The sequence below is a fragment of the Rhodanobacter sp. OR87 genome (genome assembly GCF_000473345.1).
In the GTDB taxonomy this organism is placed as follows: Bacteria; Pseudomonadota; Gammaproteobacteria; order Xanthomonadales; family Rhodanobacteraceae; genus Rhodanobacter; species Rhodanobacter denitrificans.
Genome location: NZ_AXBJ01000039.1, coordinates 1 through 16,300, shown reverse-complemented (window position 1 = coordinate 16,300; position 16,300 = coordinate 1). Strand labels below are relative to the sequence as shown.

Below are 16,300 nucleotides of genomic sequence, written 5' to 3'. Positions count from 1 at the left end.
GCGCCGCCGTCAGCGTCGTCTTGCCGTGATCCACGTGACCAATCGTGCCGACGTTGACGTGCGGCTTGGTGCGTTCGAATTTACCCTTTGCCATGACTCTGACCTCTAGAAAGAACCAATCAATTAGCGCGGCCGCGGGGCCGCTCTTCGATTTTCGCGATCAGGGATCGATCGCACTAATTAAGCGTGGGAAAGCCGGCCCGGTCAGGCCTTCTTCATGACCTGTTCGGCGATGTTGTTCGGCGCTTCGGCATAGTGGTCGAATTCCATCGTGAAGGTGGCGCGGCCCTGGGTCAGCGAGCGGATCGTCGTCGCATAACCGAACATCTCGCCCAGCGGGACCATTGCGTCGATGGTCTTGCCCGAGGGCGTGTCGTCCTGACCCTGGAGCAGGCCGCGACGACGGCTCATGTCACCCATCACGTCACCGACGTACTCTTCCGGGGTCACCACCTCGACCTTCATGATTGGCTCGAGCAGCACCGGGTTCGCCTTGGCGAAGCCCTGCTTGAATGCCATCGAAGCAGCCAGCTTGAACGCCATTTCGGACGAGTCGACATCGTGGTACGAACCGAACACCAGTTTGACCTTCACGCCCACCACCGGGAAGCCGGCCAGCGGACCGCTGGTGATGGTCTCGCGCAGGCCCTTCTCGACCGACGGGATGAATTCCTTCGGGATCACGCCGCCGGTGATGTCGTTGATGAAGAGGAAGTCGTCCTTCACGTTCGGATCGGCACGGTCGGCGTCGGTCATCGGCGACAGCTCGATCACGACGTGACCGTACTGGCCCTTGCCGCCCGACTGCTTGGCGTGCTTGTAGTCAGACTTGACATCCGAAGCACGAATCGTCTCGCGATAGGCCACCTGCGGCTTGCCGACATTGGCCTCGACGTTGAACTCGCGACGCATGCGGTCGACCAGGATGTCCAGGTGCAACTCGCCCATGCCCGAGATGATCGTCTGACCCGACTCCTCGTCCGTGCGCACGCGGAACGACGGATCTTCCGCGGCCAGACGACCGAGCGCGATGCCCATCTTCTCCTGGTCCGACTTGGTCTTCGGCTCGACCGCCATCGAAATCACCGGCTCCGGGAACGTCATCCGCTCCAGGGTGATCACGTGATCCTGCGCGCACAGCGTGTCGCCGGTCGTCACGTCCTTCAAGCCGACCGCGGCGGCGATGTCGCCGGCACGCACTTCCTTCAGTTCCTGACGCTCGTTCGCGTGCATCTGCAGGATGCGGCCGATGCGCTCCTTCTTGCTCTTGATCGGGTTGTACACGGCGTCGCCGGAGTTCAGCGTGCCCGAGTAGACGCGGAAGAACGTCAGCGAGCCGACGAACGGGTCGGTCATGATCTTGAACGCCAGCGCGGAGAACGGCGCGGCGTCATCGGCCTTGCGCGTGGCTTCGTGTTCGTTCTCGTCGACACCGGCGACCGGCGGGCGATCGGCAGGCGACGGCAGCAGCTGGACCACGGCGTCGAGCATCGCCTGGACGCCCTTGTTCTTGAACGCCGTGCCACAGAATACCGGGATGATCTCGTTCGCGAGCGTGCGCTGGCGCAGACCGGCAATGATCTCCTCCTCGCTGAGGTCGCCGCCCTCGAGATACTTGTTCATCAGCTCCTCGGTGGCCTCGGCAGCCGACTCCACCATGAAGCTGCGCGCCTCGGCGGCCTTGTCGGCCAGATTCGCCGGGATCTCCTGGTACTCGAACTTCATGCCCTGGGACTCCATGTCCCAGATGATCGCCTTCATCTTGAGCAGGTCGACCACGCCCGCGAAGTTGTCCTCGGCGCCGATCGGCACCTGCATCGGCACCGGATGGGCACCCAGGCGAGCCTTCAGCTGCTCGATCACCTTGCTGAAGTTCGCGCCGGTGCGATCCATCTTGTTGACGAAGGCAAGGCGCGGGACCTTGTACTTGTTGGCCTGGCGCCACACGGTCTCGGACTGCGGCTGCACGCCACCAACCGCGCACAACACGAATACCGCGCCATCAAGCACGCGCAGCGAACGCTCGACCTCGATGGTGAAGTCCACGTGTCCCGGGGTGTCGATGATGTTGAAGCGGTGCTCGGGCATGGAACGATCCATGCCTTTCCAGAACGCCGTCGTGGCCGCCGACGTGATGGTAATGCCGCGCTCCTGCTCCTGCTCCATCCAGTCCATCGTGGCCGCACCGTCGTGCACTTCGCCGATCTTGTGGCTGACGCCGGTGTAGAACAGGATGCGCTCCGTGGTGGTGGTCTTGCCGGCATCGATGTGAGCCATGATGCCAAAGTTGCGGTAGCGCTCGATGGGAGTGGTGCGTGCCATGGATATTTACCTTTGCCGGGCAACCCTGCCCTGTTTCGAAAACGACCGTCCGGGTCGCGCTTCTATTTAGGAGTCTGCCAGGATGGCGGAGCCGCCTCGCCATCAGCGACGACGGCAAGGACCCGACCCACTTACCACCTGTAGTGCGAGAAGGCCTTGTTGGCCTCTGCCATGCGGTGCGTTTCCTCGCGCTTCTTGGCGGCGCCGCCGCGGCTTTCCGAAGCTTCCAGCAATTCGGCAGCCAGCTTGCGCGGCATCGAGGTTTCGCCGCGCTTGCGGGCAGCGTCGATGACCCAGCGCATCGCCAGCGCCATGCGGCGACCCGGACGCACTTCGACCGGCACCTGGTAGGTCGCGCCGCCGACACGGCGAGACTTCACCTCGACCGCCGGAGCGATGTTGTTCAGCGCTTTCTCGACCAGCGCCACCGGCTCGGCATTCTTCTCGCCGATATGCTGCAGCGCACCGTAGACGATGCTCTCGGCGACCGATTTCTTGCCGCTCTTCATCACCATGTTGATGAAACGGGCGATCAGCTGACTGCCATGCTTGGGATCCGGCAGAACCAGACGGGCGGGATGTGAACCTTTGCGCGACATGTTTTTTGTCCGTTATTTTTGCGGGCATTCCTGCCCACCGGAAAAGCGACCACCCTGGCCGCACTGTTGTATTTCTTGCAGGCACCATGCCTGCCGAGCAAAAGCGACCGTCCGTGGCCGCACTCTTCGAGTAAGTAAGCCGCCGTTACTTCTTCGGGCGCTTGGCGCCGTACTTCGAGCGCGACTGGCGACGCTTGGTGACGCCGGCGCAATCGAGGCTGCCGCGTACCGTGTGGTAGCGCACGCCCGGCAAGTCCTTGACGCGGCCGCCGCGGATCAGCACCACCGAGTGCTCCTGCAGGTTGTGGCCTTCGCCACCGATGTAGCTGATGACCTCGAAGCCGTTGGTCAGGCGCACCTTGGCAACCTTGCGCAGGGCCGAGTTCGGCTTCTTCGGAGTGGTCGTGTAAACGCGCGTGCAGACGCCACGACGCTGCGGGCTGCTCTGCAGTGCAGGCGACCCACTCTTGTAGGTCTTGGGGCTGCGGTTTTTGCGCACCAACTGGTTGACTGTCGTCATGCGAAGCTGTTCCTGAAAACATAAAGGCAGCCCGAATAAGCTCGGTCTGCCAAGAAGCGGGAATTTAACATGAGCGGCCCGCCATAGGCAAGCCAGCGCTCAGCCGTCCTGGACCCGAACACGAGGTGCGTCCCTGCACCTCATTTCGTATGTCAGCGAGCAAGATCCCGAACGGATTTACTCGACACCGTTTTCACCACCGGCCGAAGCCTCGGCGAACGAGACTGCAGGCGTGGAGCCGGAAAGAGTCTCCAGCTCCGTGGCGGTCAAACCGCCCTGGCGACGACGCGATGCGTGGTATGCCAGACCCGTACCTGCCGGAATAAGACGGCCGACAATAACATTTTCCTTCAGGCCACGCAAGCTGTCGCGGGTGCCGCGAACCGCCGCCTCGGTAAGGACGCGGGTAGTTTCCTGGAACGAGGCTGCCGAGATGAACGACTCGGTCGCCAGCGACGCCTTGGTGATGCCCAACAGCACCGACTGGTAATCCGCCGGACGCTCGCCCTTGGCGGTCGCCCGCTCGTTCTCGCCGTTGATCCGCACGCGCTCGACCTGCTCGCCGCGCAGGTAGTGGCTGTCGCCCGGCTCGACGATTTCGACCTTGCGCAGCATCTGGCGAATGATCGCCTCGATGTGTTTGTCGTTGATCTTCACGCCCTGCAGGCGGTACACGTCCTGGATTTCCTTGACCAGGTAGGTGGCCAGCGGCTCCACGCCGAGCAGGCGCAGGATGTCATGCGGATTCGGCTCGCCGTCGACGACGGTCTCGCCCTTCTCCACATGCTCGCCCTCGAACACGATGACCTGACGCCACTTCGGAATCAGCTCCTCGTGCTCGTTGCCGTCGGCGTCCTTGATGATCAGGCGCTGCTTGCCCTTGGTGTCCTTGCCGAAGCTGACGATGCCGGAGCGCTCGGCCAGGATTGCCGGCTCCTTCGGCTTGCGTGCCTCGAACAGGTCGGCCACGCGCGGCAGACCGCCGGTGATGTCGCGGGTCTTGGAGGTTTCCTGTGGAATGCGCGCGATCACGTCGCCTACGCCCACTTCCGCGCCGTTCTGGATCGACACGATCGCACCGGCCGGCAGGAAGTACTGCGCGGCAATGTCGGTGCCCGGCAGCTTCAGCTCGCGGCCCTTGGCATCTTCCAGACGTACGATCGGACGCAGGTCCTTCGCCTGCGCGCCGCGACGCTTCGGATCGGTGACCACCGCCGACTCCAGACCGGTCAGCTCGTCGGTCTGGCTCTGCACGGTGACACCATCGAGGAAGTCGATGAAGCGCACCACGCCGGCCACCTCGGTGACGATCGGATGGGTATGCGGATCCCAGTTCGCCACGGTCTGGCCCGGCTTGACCGGGGCGCCATCCTTGACCGCGATGACGGCGCCGTACGGCACCTTGTAGCGCTCGCGCTCGCGACCGCTGGCGTCGATCACGCTCAGTTCGCCCGAGCGCGACACCGCCACCAGGTTGCCCTGCTTGTGCTGCACCGACTTCAGATTGTTGAACTTCAGCGAACCGGTGGTCTTCACCGTCACGTTGTCCACCGCCGCCGCGCGCGAAGCCGCGCCGCCGATGTGGAAGGTACGCATGGTCAGCTGGGTGCCTGGCTCGCCGATCGACTGCGCGGCGACCACGCCCACGGCCTCGCCCATGTTGACCAGGTGGCCACGGGCCAGGTCGCGGCCGTAGCACAGCTTGCACACGCCGTGGATGGCTTCGCAGGTGATCGGCGAACGTACCTTGACGATCTGCACGCCGGCCTTGTCGAGCTTCTCGACCAGGGCTTCGTTGAGCAGGGTGTCGCGGGTGACGATCGGCCGGTCATCGTCGCCCGGGGCGTAGACGTCCTCGACCACCACGCGGCCGAGTACGCGGTCGCGCAACGGCTCGACCACATCGCCACCCTCGACGATCGGCTGCATGGTGACACCGTCCTCGGTGCCGCAGTCGTCCATCGTGATGACTACGTCCTGCGCCACGTCCACCAGGCGGCGGGTCAGGTAACCGGAATTGGCGGTCTTCAGCGCGGTATCCGCCAGACCCTTGCGGGCGCCGTGGGTCGAGTTGAAGTACTGCAGCACGTTCAGGCCTTCGCGGAAGTTGGCCTTGATCGGGGTCTCGATGATCGAGCCGTCCGGCCGCGCCATCAGGCCGCGCATGCCGGCCAGCTGGCGGATCTGCGCTACCGAGCCGCGCGCGCCGGAGTCGGCCATGATGTACAGCGAGTTCATCGACTTCTGGCTGACCGTCTTGCCCTCGGCATCGACGACCTTCTCGGTGCCGATGCCGTCGATCATCGCCTTGGCCACCTGCTCGCTGGTGCGCGACCAGATGTCGACCACCTTGTTGTAACGCTCGCCGGCGGTGACCAGGCCCGACTGGTATTGCTGCTGGATCTCGACGACTTCCTTCTCGGCTTCGTCGAGGATAGTCTTCTTCTCGGCCGGGATCAGCATGTCATCGATGCCGATCGAGATGCCCGCGCGGGTGGCGAACCGGTAGCCGGTGTACATCAGCTTGTCGGCGAACACCACCGTTTCCTTCAGGCCCAGCAAACGGTAGCTGGAGTTGATCAGGCGCGAGATGTTCTTCTTGGTCAGCTCGGTATTGGCCAGCTCGAACGGCAGGCCCTCCGGCAGGATTTCGGCCAGCAGCGCACGGCCGACGGTGGTGTCGACGATCTTCGTCTCGTGGGTACGGGCGCCGTCCTCGGCGATATGCACCAGCTTCAGGCGCACCTTGACCCGGGCATGCAGCTCGACCGCACGGTTGTCGTACGCGCGACGCGCCTCGGAAATGCCGGAGAACACCATGCCGGTGCCCTTGGCATTGATCAGCTCGCGGGTCATGTAGTACAGGCCCAGCACCACGTCCTGGGTCGGCACGATGATCGGCTCACCGTTGGCGGGGCTGAGGATGTTGTTGGACGACATCATCAGCGTGCGCGCTTCCAGCTGCGCCTCGATCGACAGCGGCACGTGGACGGCCATCTGGTCGCCGTCGAAGTCGGCGTTGAACGCCGTACAGACCAGCGGATGCAGCTGGATCGCCTTGCCTTCGATCAGCTTCGGCTCGAACGCCTGGATACCCAGACGGTGCAGGGTCGGCGCACGGTTCAGCAGTACCGGATGTTCGCGGATCACCTCTTCGAGGATGTCCCACACCTGGGCCTCTTCGCGCTCGACCAGCTTCTTCGCCGCCTTGATCGTGGTGGCTTCGCCACGCGCCTGCAGCTTGGCGAAGATGAACGGCTTGAACAGCTCCAGCGCCATCTTCTTGGGCAGGCCGCACTGGTGCAGGCGCAGGGTCGGACCGACCACGATCACCGAGCGACCGGAGTAGTCCACGCGCTTGCCGAGCAGGTTCTGGCGGAAGCGGCCCTGCTTGCCCTTGATCATGTCGGCGAGCGATTTCAGCGCGCGCTTGTTGGTGCCGGTGATGGCACGGCCGCGGCGGCCGTTGTCGAGCAGCGCATCGACCGATTCCTGCAGCATGCGCTTCTCGTTGCGCACGATGATGTCGGGCGCATTGAGCTCGAGCAGCCGCTTCAGGCGGTTGTTGCGGTTGATGACGCGACGGTACAGGTCGTTCAGGTCGGAGGTCGCGAAACGGCCCCCGTCCAGCGGCACCAGCGGACGCAGGTCCGGCGGCAGCACGGGAAGAACGGTCAGCACCATCCACTCCGGCTTGTTGCCGGATTCGAGGAACGCCTCGATCAGCTTGACGCGCTTGGTCAGCCGCTTCAGCTTGGTCTCGGAGTTGGTCGAGCCGATCTCTTCCTTCAGGCGGATCACTTCGCCCGGCAGGTCGAGCGATTTCAGCAGGTGGAACACCGCCTCGGCGCCCATCCGCGCGTCGAACTCGTCGCCATGTTCTTCGGTCGCTTCCAGGTACTGGTCTTCGCTGAGCAGCTGGCCGCGCTCCAGCGCGGTCATGCCCGGATCGATCACCACGAAGGCTTCGAAGTACAGGATGCGCTCGATGTCGCGCAGGGTCATGTCCAGCATCAGGCCGATGCGCGAGGGCAGCGACTTCAAGAACCAGATGTGCGCGGTCGGGCTGGCCAGCTCGATGTGGCCCATGCGCTCGCGACGCACCTTGGCCAGGGTGACCTCGGTGCCGCACTTCTCGCAGACCACGCCGCGATGCTTCATGCGCTTGTACTTGCCGCACAGGCACTCGTAGTCCTTCACCGGTCCGAAGATCGCGGCGCAGAACAGGCCGTCACGCTCCGGCTTGAAGGTGCGGTAGTTGATCGTCTCCGGCTTCTTCACTTCGCCGTACGACCACGAGCGGATCAGCTCCGGCGAGGCCAGCGCGATCTTGATCGCATCGAAATCCGGCGTCGCGCGCTGCTGGTTGAACAGATTGAGCAGGTCTTTCATTCGAAATCTCCGGTGACTGCGCGGATCACTTGATCTCTTCCAGATCGATGTCGATGGCGAGCGAGCGGATTTCCTTCACCAGCACGTTGAAGGATTCCGGCATGCCCGCGGACATTTCGTGGTTGCCGTCGACAATGTTCTTGTACATCTGGTTGCGGCCCTGCACGTCGTCGGACTTCACCGTCAGCATTTCCTGCAGGGTGTAGGCCGCGCCGTAGGCTTCCAGCGCCCACACTTCCATCTCGCCGAAGCGCTGGCCGCCGAACTGCGCCTTGCCGCCCAGCGGCTGCTGGGTAACCAGCGAGTACGGGCCGGTGGAGCGCGCGTGCATCTTGTCGTCGACCAGGTGGTTGAGCTTCAGGTAATGCATGTAGCCGACGGTAACCGGGCGATCGAACGCCTCGCCGGTACGGCCGTCGTACAGCGTGGTCTGGCCCGACTCGGGCAGGTCCGCCAGCCTCAGCATCGCCTTGATCTCGGTCTCTTCCGCACCGTCGAACACCGGCGTCGCCATCGGCACGCCTTCCTGCAGGTTGGTGGCGAGCGCGAAGATTTCCTTGTCGGTGAGCGACTTCAGGTCGACGTGCTGCACCGCGCCGGCGACGTGGTTGTTGTAGATCTGGTCGAGGAACTCGCGGATCTTGGCCACCTTCTCCTGCGCTTCGAGCATCTTCTGGATCTTCTTGCCCAGGCCCTTGGCGGCCCAGCCCAGATGCACTTCCAGGATCTGCCCGATGTTCATGCGCGACGGCACGCCCAGCGGGTTCAGCACGATGTCGACCGGCACGCCGTCGGCGGAGTACGGCATGTCCTCCACCGGCACCACGTTCGACACCACGCCCTTGTTGCCGTGGCGACCGGCCATCTTGTCGCCCGGCTGGATGCGGCGCTTCACGGCCAGGAACACCTTGACCATCTTCAGCACGCCCGGTGCGAGGTCGTCGCCCTGGGTGATCTTGCCCTGCTTCTCCTTGAAGCGCTTGTCGAATTCCTCCTTGTGGCGCTTGATCTGGTCGGCGGCGCGCTCGAGGAACTCGGTGACGTCCTCGTCCTTGACGTTGATCTTGAACCAGTCGTCCTTCTTCAGGCCGTCCAGGTAGGCGTCGGTGATCTCGGCGCCACGCTTCAGGCCGCCCGGACCGCTCATCGCGGACTTGCCGACCAGCTGGGTACGCATGCGGCTGTAGATCGCGCCTTCGAGGATGCGGAACTGGTCGTCCAGATCCTTGCGGACCCGCTTGACCTCGGTTTCCTCGATCTGCTTGGCGCGCTTGTCCTTCTCGATGCCGTCGCGGGTGAACACCTGCACGTCGATGACGGTGCCGTCCATGCCCGGCGGCACGCGCAAGGACGAGTCCTTCACGTCGGACGCCTTCTCGCCGAAGATCGCGCGCAGCAGCTTCTCTTCCGGCGTGAGCTGGCTCTCGCCCTTCGGCGTGACCTTGCCGACCATGATGTCGCCGGCCTTCACCTCGGCACCGATGTAGACGATGCCCGACTCGTCCAGCCGCGCCAGCGCCTGCTCGCCCACGTTCGGGATGTCGGCGGTGATTTCCTCGGCGCCCAGCTTGGTGTCGCGCGCGATGCAGGACAGCTCCTCGATGTGGATCGAGGTGTAGCGGTCTTCCTGCACGACGCGCTCGGAGAGCAGGATCGAGTCCTCGAAGTTGTAGCCGTTCCACGGCATGAACGCGATCAGCATGTTCTGGCCGAGCGCGAGCTCGCCCAGGTCGGTCGACGAACCGTCGGCCAGCGTGTCGCCCTTCGCCACCACGTCGCCGACGTTCACCAGCGGGCGCTGGTTGAGGTTGGTGTTCTGGTTGGAGCGGGTGTACTTGGTCAGCGTGTAGATGTCGACGCCGGCGTCGTTGTCGCCGACCTCTTCCTCGTTCACGCGCACCACGATACGCGCCGCATCGACCTGGTCGATCACGCCACCGCGCTTGGCGCTGACGATGACACCGGAGTCGCGCGCCACCGCGCGTTCGATGCCGGTACCCACCAGCGGCGTCTGCGAGCGCAGGGTCGGCACGGCCTGGCGCTGCATGTTCGCGCCCATCAGGGCGCGGTTCGCGTCGTCATGCTCGAGGAACGGCACCAGCGCCGCGGCGACCGACACGGTCTGCATCGGCGAGACGTCCATGTAGTCCACTTCGGAGGCCGGACGCAGCTCGGATTCACCGCGGAAACGGCAGGACACGAAGTCCTCCAGGAACGCGCCGTGCTTGTCCAGCGGCGAGTTCGCCTGCGCGATCACGTGGTCGCCTTCCTCGATCGCCGACAGATAGTCGACCTTGTCGGTGACCTTGCTGTTGGCGACCTTGCGGTACGGCGTCTCGAGGAAGCCGTAGGCATTGGTGCGGGCATACACGGCCAGCGAGTTGATCAGGCCGATGTTCGGGCCTTCCGGGGTCTCGATGGTGCAGACGCGGCCGTAGTGGGTCGGATGCACGTCGCGCACTTCGAAGCCGGCGCGTTCGCGGGTCAGGCCGCCCGGCCCGAGCGCGGAGACGCGGCGCTTGTGCGTCACTTCGGACAGCGGGTTGTTCTGGTCCATGAACTGCGACAGCTGCGAGGAGCCGAAGAACTCCTTCACCGCTGCCGCGACCGGCTTGGCGTTGATCAGGTCCTGCGGGGTCAGGCCATCGGCCTCGGCCAGCGACAGACGCTCGCGCACCGCGCGCTCGACGCGCACCAGGCCGATACGGAAGGTGTTCTCGGCCATCTCGCCGACCGAACGCACGCGACGGTTGCCCAGGTGGTCGATGTCGTCGACGGTGCCGTGGCCGTTCTTGATGTCGATCAGCACCTTCAGCACGTCGAGGATGTCGGAGCTTTCGCCCAGTTCCTTGACCATCGCCTGCGACGCATCTTCCTTGCGCTCGCTGAAGTACTTGTGGTCGTACAGCACGCCCGGACCGAGGATGTCCTTGCGGCCCACGCGGCGGTTGAACTTCATCCGGCCCACGCCCGACAGGTCGTAGCGGTCGAAAGTGAAGAACAGGTTGAAGAACAGGTTCTGCGCGGCGTCCTTGGTCGGCGGCTCGCCCGGGCGCATCATGCGATAGATTTCCACCAGCGCCTCCAGCGGCGTCTTGGTGTTGTCGATGCGCAGGGTATGCGAGATGTAGGCGCCGCGATCGAGGTCGTTGACGTACAGCGTGGGCACGATCTCGATGCCGGCCTTGCGGAAGTTCTCCAGTTGTTCGGCGGTGATCTCGTCATTCGCCGAGGCCAGCAGCTCGCCGGTCTTGGCGTCGACGATGTCGGTCGCCACGATGCGGCCTACCGGATAGTCGTCCGGCACTTCCAGCGCGGTGATGTTCTCGGCCGCCAGCTGGCGCACGTGGCGCGCAGTGATGCGCTTGCCGGCTTCCACCAGTACCTTGCCGCCGATCGCCAGGTCGAAGGAGAGCGTCTCGCCGCGCAGGCGCTCGGCGACCAGCTCCAGCGTGGTGCCGCCCTTCTTGCCGAGATGGAACACGTTGTGCTCGAAGAAGATGCCCAGCATCTCCTCGTTGCTGTAGCCGAGCGCGCGCAGCAGCACCGTCACCGGCAGCTTGCGGCGACGGTCGATGCGGGTGAACAGCGCGTCCTTCGGGTCGAACTCGAAGTCCAGCCAGGAGCCGCGGTAGGGAATCACGCGGGCCGAGAACAAGAGCTTGCCCGAGCTGTGCGTCTTGCCGCGGTCGTGGTCGAAGAACACGCCCGGCGAACGATGCAGCTGCGAGACGATCACGCGCTCGGTGCCGTTGATGATGAAGGTGCCGGTGTCGGTCATGAGCGGAATCTCGCCCATGTAGACTTCCTGCTCCTTGATGTACTTGACCACCTTCTTCGAGGCCGGGCTGTCCTTGTCGTAGATGACCAGGCGCACGGTGGTGCGCAGCGGGGCGCCGTAGGTCATGCCGCGGTTGCGGCACTCGCGCTCGTCGAACGCCGGCTCGCCCAGGCGATAGTCGACGTACTCGAGCGCGGCATTGCCCGAATAGCTGGAGATCGGGAACACCGACTTCAACGCGGCATGCAAACCCTTCTCGCCGCGCTGTTTCGGCGCGACGTGCTCCTGCAGGAACTCCCGGTAGGAATCAGTCTGGATGGTCAGCAGGTTCGGCACGCCCAGTACGGGCGGACGCTTGCCAAAATCCTTGCGGATGCGTTTCTTCTCGGTAAACGAGTAGGCCATGATCGGTAGCGCCTCGGTTCGCAGTGACGCCGGTGGTGCACACACCGGCTAAATGAAAAATCAGATGTTCGACAAATCCGCGGATTTGGGAATCGAGAATGGGGAGTCGACCTGCGAATCCCTATTCTCCATTCCCCTTCCCGCCTAAGCAGGCAAAGCCCGGGGGCTCGCGCCCCCAGGCTTGCTTGACGCTAGATCAAACTGACGGCGCGCAAGGGCGCCGATTACTTCAGTTCGACCGTGGCGCCGGCAGCTTCGAGGTCCTTCTTGAACTTCTCGGCATCTTCCTTCGACACGGCTTCCTTCAGGACGCCGCCAGCCTCGGTGAGGTCCTTGGCTTCCTTCAGGCCCAGGCCGGTGATCGCGCGGACAGCCTTGATCACGTCGACCTTCTTGGCGCCGGCGGTCTTCAGGATGACGTCGAACTCGGTCTGCGCTTCGGCGGCCGGGCCGGCAGCGGCCGGGCCTGCGGCAACCATCACCGGGGCGGCGGCGGTCACGCCGAACTTCTCTTCGATGGCCTTCACCAGGTCCATCACTTCCATCAGCGACTTGGCGGCGACGGCTTCAACGATCTGTTCGTTGGTCAGGGACATTGCATTTACCTCTGGAAATGGATTCGATTTGATAGACGATGAACTTAGGCGGGTTCGGCTTCGGCCGGGGCCTCGGCGGCGACTTCGCCACCACCCTGCTTGTCGGCCACGGCCTTGACGACGCGGGCGAACATCGTGGCCGGTTCGGCCAGTACGCGGGCCAGCATGGCCAGCGCCTGTTCGCGGGTCGGCAGCGAGGCCAGCACGTCGACGTGCGCGGCCGGCAGCAGCTTGCCTTCCACCGAGACGAGCTTCGCCTTCAGCTTGTCGTTGTCCTTGGCAAATTCCTTGATCAGACGCCCGGCTGCACCGGGCTCTTCCGTCGAGAATGCGTACAGCAGCGGACCGACCAGGGCGTCCTTGACGACCTCGAACTCGGTACCGGCCACGGCGCGCGACGCCAGCGTGTTCTTGACAACCCGCAAGTACACGCCGGATTCGCGGGCCTTCTTGCGCATCGCGGTCATCTGAGCGACCGTGGTGCCCGCATACTCGGCAGCGACCAGGGAGTGAGCCTTCGCGGCAACTTCTGCCAGTTCGGCGACTACTTCTTGCTTCTGAGACAGATTGAGAGCCATTGCACTCCTCCAAATGAACTCCGCTCACGGCTCCTGCCGCTTGCGGTCCTGGGCGACGCCCTCCGTGACGTCGGGGGCACTGCGGTGCCCCGGGTGTTGGCCTTTCCAGAACAAATCGAACGATTCCAGAAGGGGCAGCACCATCTGCGCAGGCCGGATTCGCGAAAAACCCGATTAAGCAATCCCGTTGGCGACGCGGCGATTCCCTGCCAAAACCGAGCTCCCTGCCCGTCGTCGTCGCGCGTTGATCGCGCCTGCGGTCTTTGACAGCGGTCCCGGCATCCAACAGACACCGGGACTGCCCTCAAAAACTGCCCGCACTGGCACCTGGCCGGTGCGGGACTTGATTCTTACTTCGCGGCGATGGTCAGCGACGAGGTATCGACGGCAACGCCGACGCCCATCGTGCTGGACAACGCCACTTTCTGCAGGAACTGACCCTTCGCCGTGGCCGGCTTGGCCTTCAGCAGGTCGGCGATCAACGCATTCAGGTTGTCTGCGAGCTGGCTGGCTTCGAAGTTCGCCTTGCCGATGGTGGCGTGGATGATGCCCGCCTTGTCGTTGCGGAACTTCACCTGGCCGGCCTTGGCGTTCTTCACCGCCGTGGCGACGTCCGCGGTGACCGAGCCGTCCTTCGGGTTCGGCATCAGGCCGCGCGGGCCGAGCAGCTGGCCCAGCTTGCCGACCACCCGCATGGCATCCGGCGTAGCGATCACGCGACCGAAGTCGAGATCACCGCCCTGCATGCGCTCGGCCAGGTCGTCCATGCCGACAGCATCGGCACCGGCGGCCTTGGCGGCCTCGGCCTTCTCGCCCGGCGGGCAGAACACGGCGACTTTGACGGTCTTGCCGGTGCCATGCGGCAGCAGCGAGGAACCACGCACGCCCTGGTCCGATTTCTTCGCGTCGATGCCCAACCGCACGGCCACGTCCACCGACTCGGCAAACTTCGCCTTGGCGTTGTCCTTGACGATCTTCAGGGCTTCTTCCAGGCCGTAGAACTTGCCCGGCTGCACCGCGGCCTGCGCGGCCTTCATGCGCTTCGTGATCTTCATGTCTTAACCCTCCACCGTCAGGCCCATGCTGCGGGCGCTACCGGCAATGGTGCGCACCGCGGCGTCAAGGTCGGCAGCCGTCAGATCCGGCTCCTTCTGCTTGGCAATGTCTTCCAGCTGCTTGCGGGTGACCTTGCCGACCTTGTCGGTGTTCGGCTTCTGCGAACCCTTGGCGACACCGGTGGCCTTCTTCAGAAGGATGGTGGCGGGCGGAGTCTTGGTGATGAAGGTGAAGCTGCGGTCGGAGTACGCCGTGATGATGGTCGGGATCGGCAGACCCGGCTCCAGCTTCTGCGTGGCAGCATTGAACGCCTTGCAGAACTCCATGATGTTCAGGCCGCGCTGACCGAGGGCGGGGCCCACCGGCGGCGACGGGTTGGCCTGACCGGCCTTGACCTGCAGCTTGATGTAACCGACGACTTTCTTTGCCATTGGATGTTCCTCGCGAGTCCAGGCGCCTTGCGGCTCCTCGCTGTTCACCGTTCCATGGATGGAGGGAAGACCCGCCTCATGCGGATCCGAAACGCGTACACGCCGGGCCAAAAAGACCCCGCGTGAACCGCGCAGTATAGAGATTTACCGGATCATCAGCAAGCCCCGTGCCAGCAATGACCTCGGGCTGAAATCCAAGGACAGGGGGCCTCGGCCGGGCGAAGCGCCATTTCCCCGCCGGTGAGAAGAGGGGAAGGTATCGAGCGGATTAGCCTCGAACAGGCTCCTTCGCGAACTCAGGCCTTTTCGACCTGACCGAACTCCAATTCCACGGGGGTCGAACGACCGAAGATCAGCACCGCCACACGCAGGCGGCTCTTCTCGTAGTTGACTTCCTCGACCACGCCGTTGAAATCGTTGAACGGACCCTCGGTGACGCGCACCATCTCGCCCGGTTCGAACAGCACCTTGGGGCGAGGCTTCTCGACGCCCTCGCGCACGCGGCTGAGGATGGCATCGGCCTCACTGTCCTTGATCGGCAGCGGGCGATCGGCGGTGCCGCCGATGAACCCCATCACCTTCGGGGTTTCCTTGATCAGGTGCCAGCACTCGTCGTCGATCCGGGGCGACTTGCCCTCGGTGTTCGTCTCGATCTGCACCAGTACGTAGCCCGGGAAGAACTTGCGATCGCTGCGCCGCTTCTGGCCGCCGCGCATCTCAATCACTTCCTCGGTCGGCACCAGCACCTCGCCGAACTTCTCCTCCATCGCGGCGCGCTTGATGCGCTCCTCGAGGGAACGCTTCACCTGGTTCTCGAAACCCGAATAGGCGTGCACCACGTACCAGCGCTTGCTCATGCTCACCTCAACCACCCAGCTTCAGCAGCCAGTCGAGAATGACCGACTTCAGGATCAGGTCGATAAGACCCAGCAGCAACGACAACACGATCACCACCAGGATGATGATGCCGGTCGTCTTGATCGTCTCGTCGCGGGTCGGCCAGACCACCTTGCGCATCTCGAACTGCGACTCGGCGATGAAGTTCCGTACCCGTCGGCCCAGCGCGGTGAACGCGGCAATCGCAGACGCCACCACGAATGCGGCCAGCACGCCCAGCAGGCGTATCGACGATGAAATGCTGCCGTCCCGGCCGAACCAGGAATAGGCAAAGATACCGGCAGCCAGCACCAGGCCCGCCAGTACCAGCTTGCCGATGTCGGCGGCGTTCGTGCCCTTGGGCTGTTCTGCCTTGGTATTCATGCACTAGCGACTCGGTGTCAGCAGCATGCCGTGCCTTGCGGCCCGACCCTGCCATCGTCACCCGTCTTGGTCCTCGGGGAAGTGGCACGCCAGGAGGGACTCGAACCCCCAACCTGCGGTTTTGGAGACCGCTGCTCTGCCAATTGAGCTACTGGCGTAAAAATGGAGATAGGGAATAGGGAAGCGGGAATAGAAGAGCCGGAAAGTGCGGGTCGCGAGCCTTTCCGATTCCCTATTCCCTCGTCCCTATTCCCTGCATTCTACCTACTTGATGACCTTGGCCACCACACCGGCGCCGACGGTGCGGCCGCCTTCGCGGATGGCGAAACGCAGGCCTTCGTCCATCGCGATCGGGTGGAT

General features: G+C 64.1%; 12 protein-coding genes, 1 tRNA gene and 1 pseudogene. All 14 read right to left on the bottom strand.

Features of this window, described 5'->3' with window-relative positions; translation table 11 throughout:
- Window positions 1-94: GTP-binding protein (locus tag RHOOR87_RS20100; protein WP_005434227.1), on the bottom strand; the 94-nt coding region annotated here is incomplete at its 3' end.
- 110 nt (window positions 95-204) lie between these two features.
- Complete coding sequence (fusA, locus tag RHOOR87_RS0118195; RefSeq protein ID WP_007514550.1) at window positions 205-2,322, bottom strand: elongation factor G; 2,118 nt, start codon at window positions 2,320-2,322, stop codon at window positions 205-207.
- A 131-nt stretch (window positions 2,323-2,453) separates the two neighbouring features.
- A complete protein-coding gene (gene rpsG, locus RHOOR87_RS0118190; protein WP_007514548.1) occupies window positions 2,454-2,921 on the bottom strand; it encodes a 30S ribosomal protein S7 in 468 nt (155 codons plus the stop codon).
- 145 nt (window positions 2,922-3,066) lie between these two features.
- A complete protein-coding gene (gene rpsL, locus RHOOR87_RS0118185) occupies window positions 3,067-3,441 on the bottom strand; it encodes a 30S ribosomal protein S12 (protein WP_007083021.1) in 375 nt (124 codons plus the stop codon).
- Between the two features lie 177 nt (window positions 3,442-3,618).
- Complete coding sequence (rpoC, locus tag RHOOR87_RS0118180) at window positions 3,619-7,833, bottom strand: DNA-directed RNA polymerase subunit beta' (RefSeq protein ID WP_007514541.1); 4,215 nt, start codon at window positions 7,831-7,833, stop codon at window positions 3,619-3,621.
- 25 nt (window positions 7,834-7,858) lie between these two features.
- Complete coding sequence (gene rpoB, locus RHOOR87_RS0118175; RefSeq protein WP_027485835.1) at window positions 7,859-12,022, bottom strand: DNA-directed RNA polymerase subunit beta; 4,164 nt, start codon at window positions 12,020-12,022, stop codon at window positions 7,859-7,861.
- Between the two features lie 221 nt (window positions 12,023-12,243).
- Window positions 12,244-12,615, bottom strand: a complete 372-nt coding sequence (rplL, locus tag RHOOR87_RS0118170; RefSeq protein WP_007514537.1) for a 50S ribosomal protein L7/L12 — start codon at window positions 12,613-12,615, stop codon at window positions 12,244-12,246.
- A gap of 44 nt (window positions 12,616-12,659) precedes the next feature.
- Complete coding sequence (gene rplJ, locus RHOOR87_RS0118165) at window positions 12,660-13,193, bottom strand: 50S ribosomal protein L10 (protein WP_007514535.1); 534 nt, start codon at window positions 13,191-13,193, stop codon at window positions 12,660-12,662.
- Window positions 13,194-13,543: 350 nt separating this feature from the next.
- Entirely contained in the window at window positions 13,544-14,248 is a 705-nt protein-coding gene (gene rplA / locus RHOOR87_RS0118155; RefSeq protein WP_007514534.1) for a 50S ribosomal protein L1, read from the bottom strand.
- 3 nt (window positions 14,249-14,251) lie between these two features.
- Window positions 14,252-14,680 (bottom strand): 50S ribosomal protein L11, encoded by a 429-nt coding sequence (rplK, locus tag RHOOR87_RS0118150; RefSeq protein ID WP_007514532.1) that lies wholly within the window; start codon window positions 14,678-14,680, stop codon window positions 14,252-14,254.
- 296 nt (window positions 14,681-14,976) lie between these two features.
- On the bottom strand, window positions 14,977-15,537 hold the full coding sequence (gene nusG, locus RHOOR87_RS0118145) for a transcription termination/antitermination protein NusG (protein WP_007514530.1): 561 nt from the start codon (window positions 15,535-15,537) through the stop codon (window positions 14,977-14,979).
- Between the two features lie 7 nt (window positions 15,538-15,544).
- On the bottom strand, window positions 15,545-15,940 hold the full coding sequence (gene secE / locus RHOOR87_RS0118140) for a preprotein translocase subunit SecE (protein WP_007514528.1): 396 nt from the start codon (window positions 15,938-15,940) through the stop codon (window positions 15,545-15,547).
- Between the two features lie 82 nt (window positions 15,941-16,022).
- Window positions 16,023-16,098: transfer RNA gene (locus tag RHOOR87_RS0118135), tRNA-Trp, on the bottom strand.
- Window positions 16,099-16,204: 106 nt separating this feature from the next.
- Window positions 16,205-16,300, bottom strand: a pseudogene (locus RHOOR87_RS20095) (elongation factor Tu); the annotation flags it as partial.

Excerpts from the sequence above, each read along its gene's own strand:
- fusA (WP_007514550.1), bottom strand. The coding sequence starts at position 2,322 with ATGGCACGCACCACTCCCATCGAGCGCTACCGCAACTTTGGCATCATG.
- rpsG (WP_007514548.1), bottom strand. The coding sequence starts at position 2,921 with ATGTCGCGCAAAGGTTCACATCCCGCCCGTCTGGTTCTGCCGGATCCC.
- rpsL (WP_007083021.1), bottom strand. The coding sequence starts at position 3,441 with ATGACGACAGTCAACCAGTTGGTGCGCAAAAACCGCAGCCCCAAGACC.
- rpoC (WP_007514541.1), bottom strand. The coding sequence starts at position 7,833 with ATGAAAGACCTGCTCAATCTGTTCAACCAGCAGCGCGCGACGCCGGAT.
- rplL (WP_007514537.1), bottom strand. The coding sequence starts at position 12,615 with ATGTCCCTGACCAACGAACAGATCGTTGAAGCCGTCGCCGCCAAGTCG.
- rplJ (WP_007514535.1), bottom strand. The coding sequence starts at position 13,193 with ATGGCTCTCAATCTGTCTCAGAAGCAAGAAGTAGTCGCCGAACTGGCA.
- rplA (WP_007514534.1), bottom strand. The coding sequence starts at position 14,248 with ATGAAGATCACGAAGCGCATGAAGGCCGCGCAGGCCGCGGTGCAGCCG.
- rplK (WP_007514532.1), bottom strand. The coding sequence starts at position 14,680 with ATGGCAAAGAAAGTCGTCGGTTACATCAAGCTGCAGGTCAAGGCCGGT.
- nusG (WP_007514530.1), bottom strand. The coding sequence starts at position 15,537 with ATGAGCAAGCGCTGGTACGTGGTGCACGCCTATTCGGGTTTCGAGAAC.
- secE (WP_007514528.1), bottom strand. The coding sequence starts at position 15,940 with ATGAATACCAAGGCAGAACAGCCCAAGGGCACGAACGCCGCCGACATC.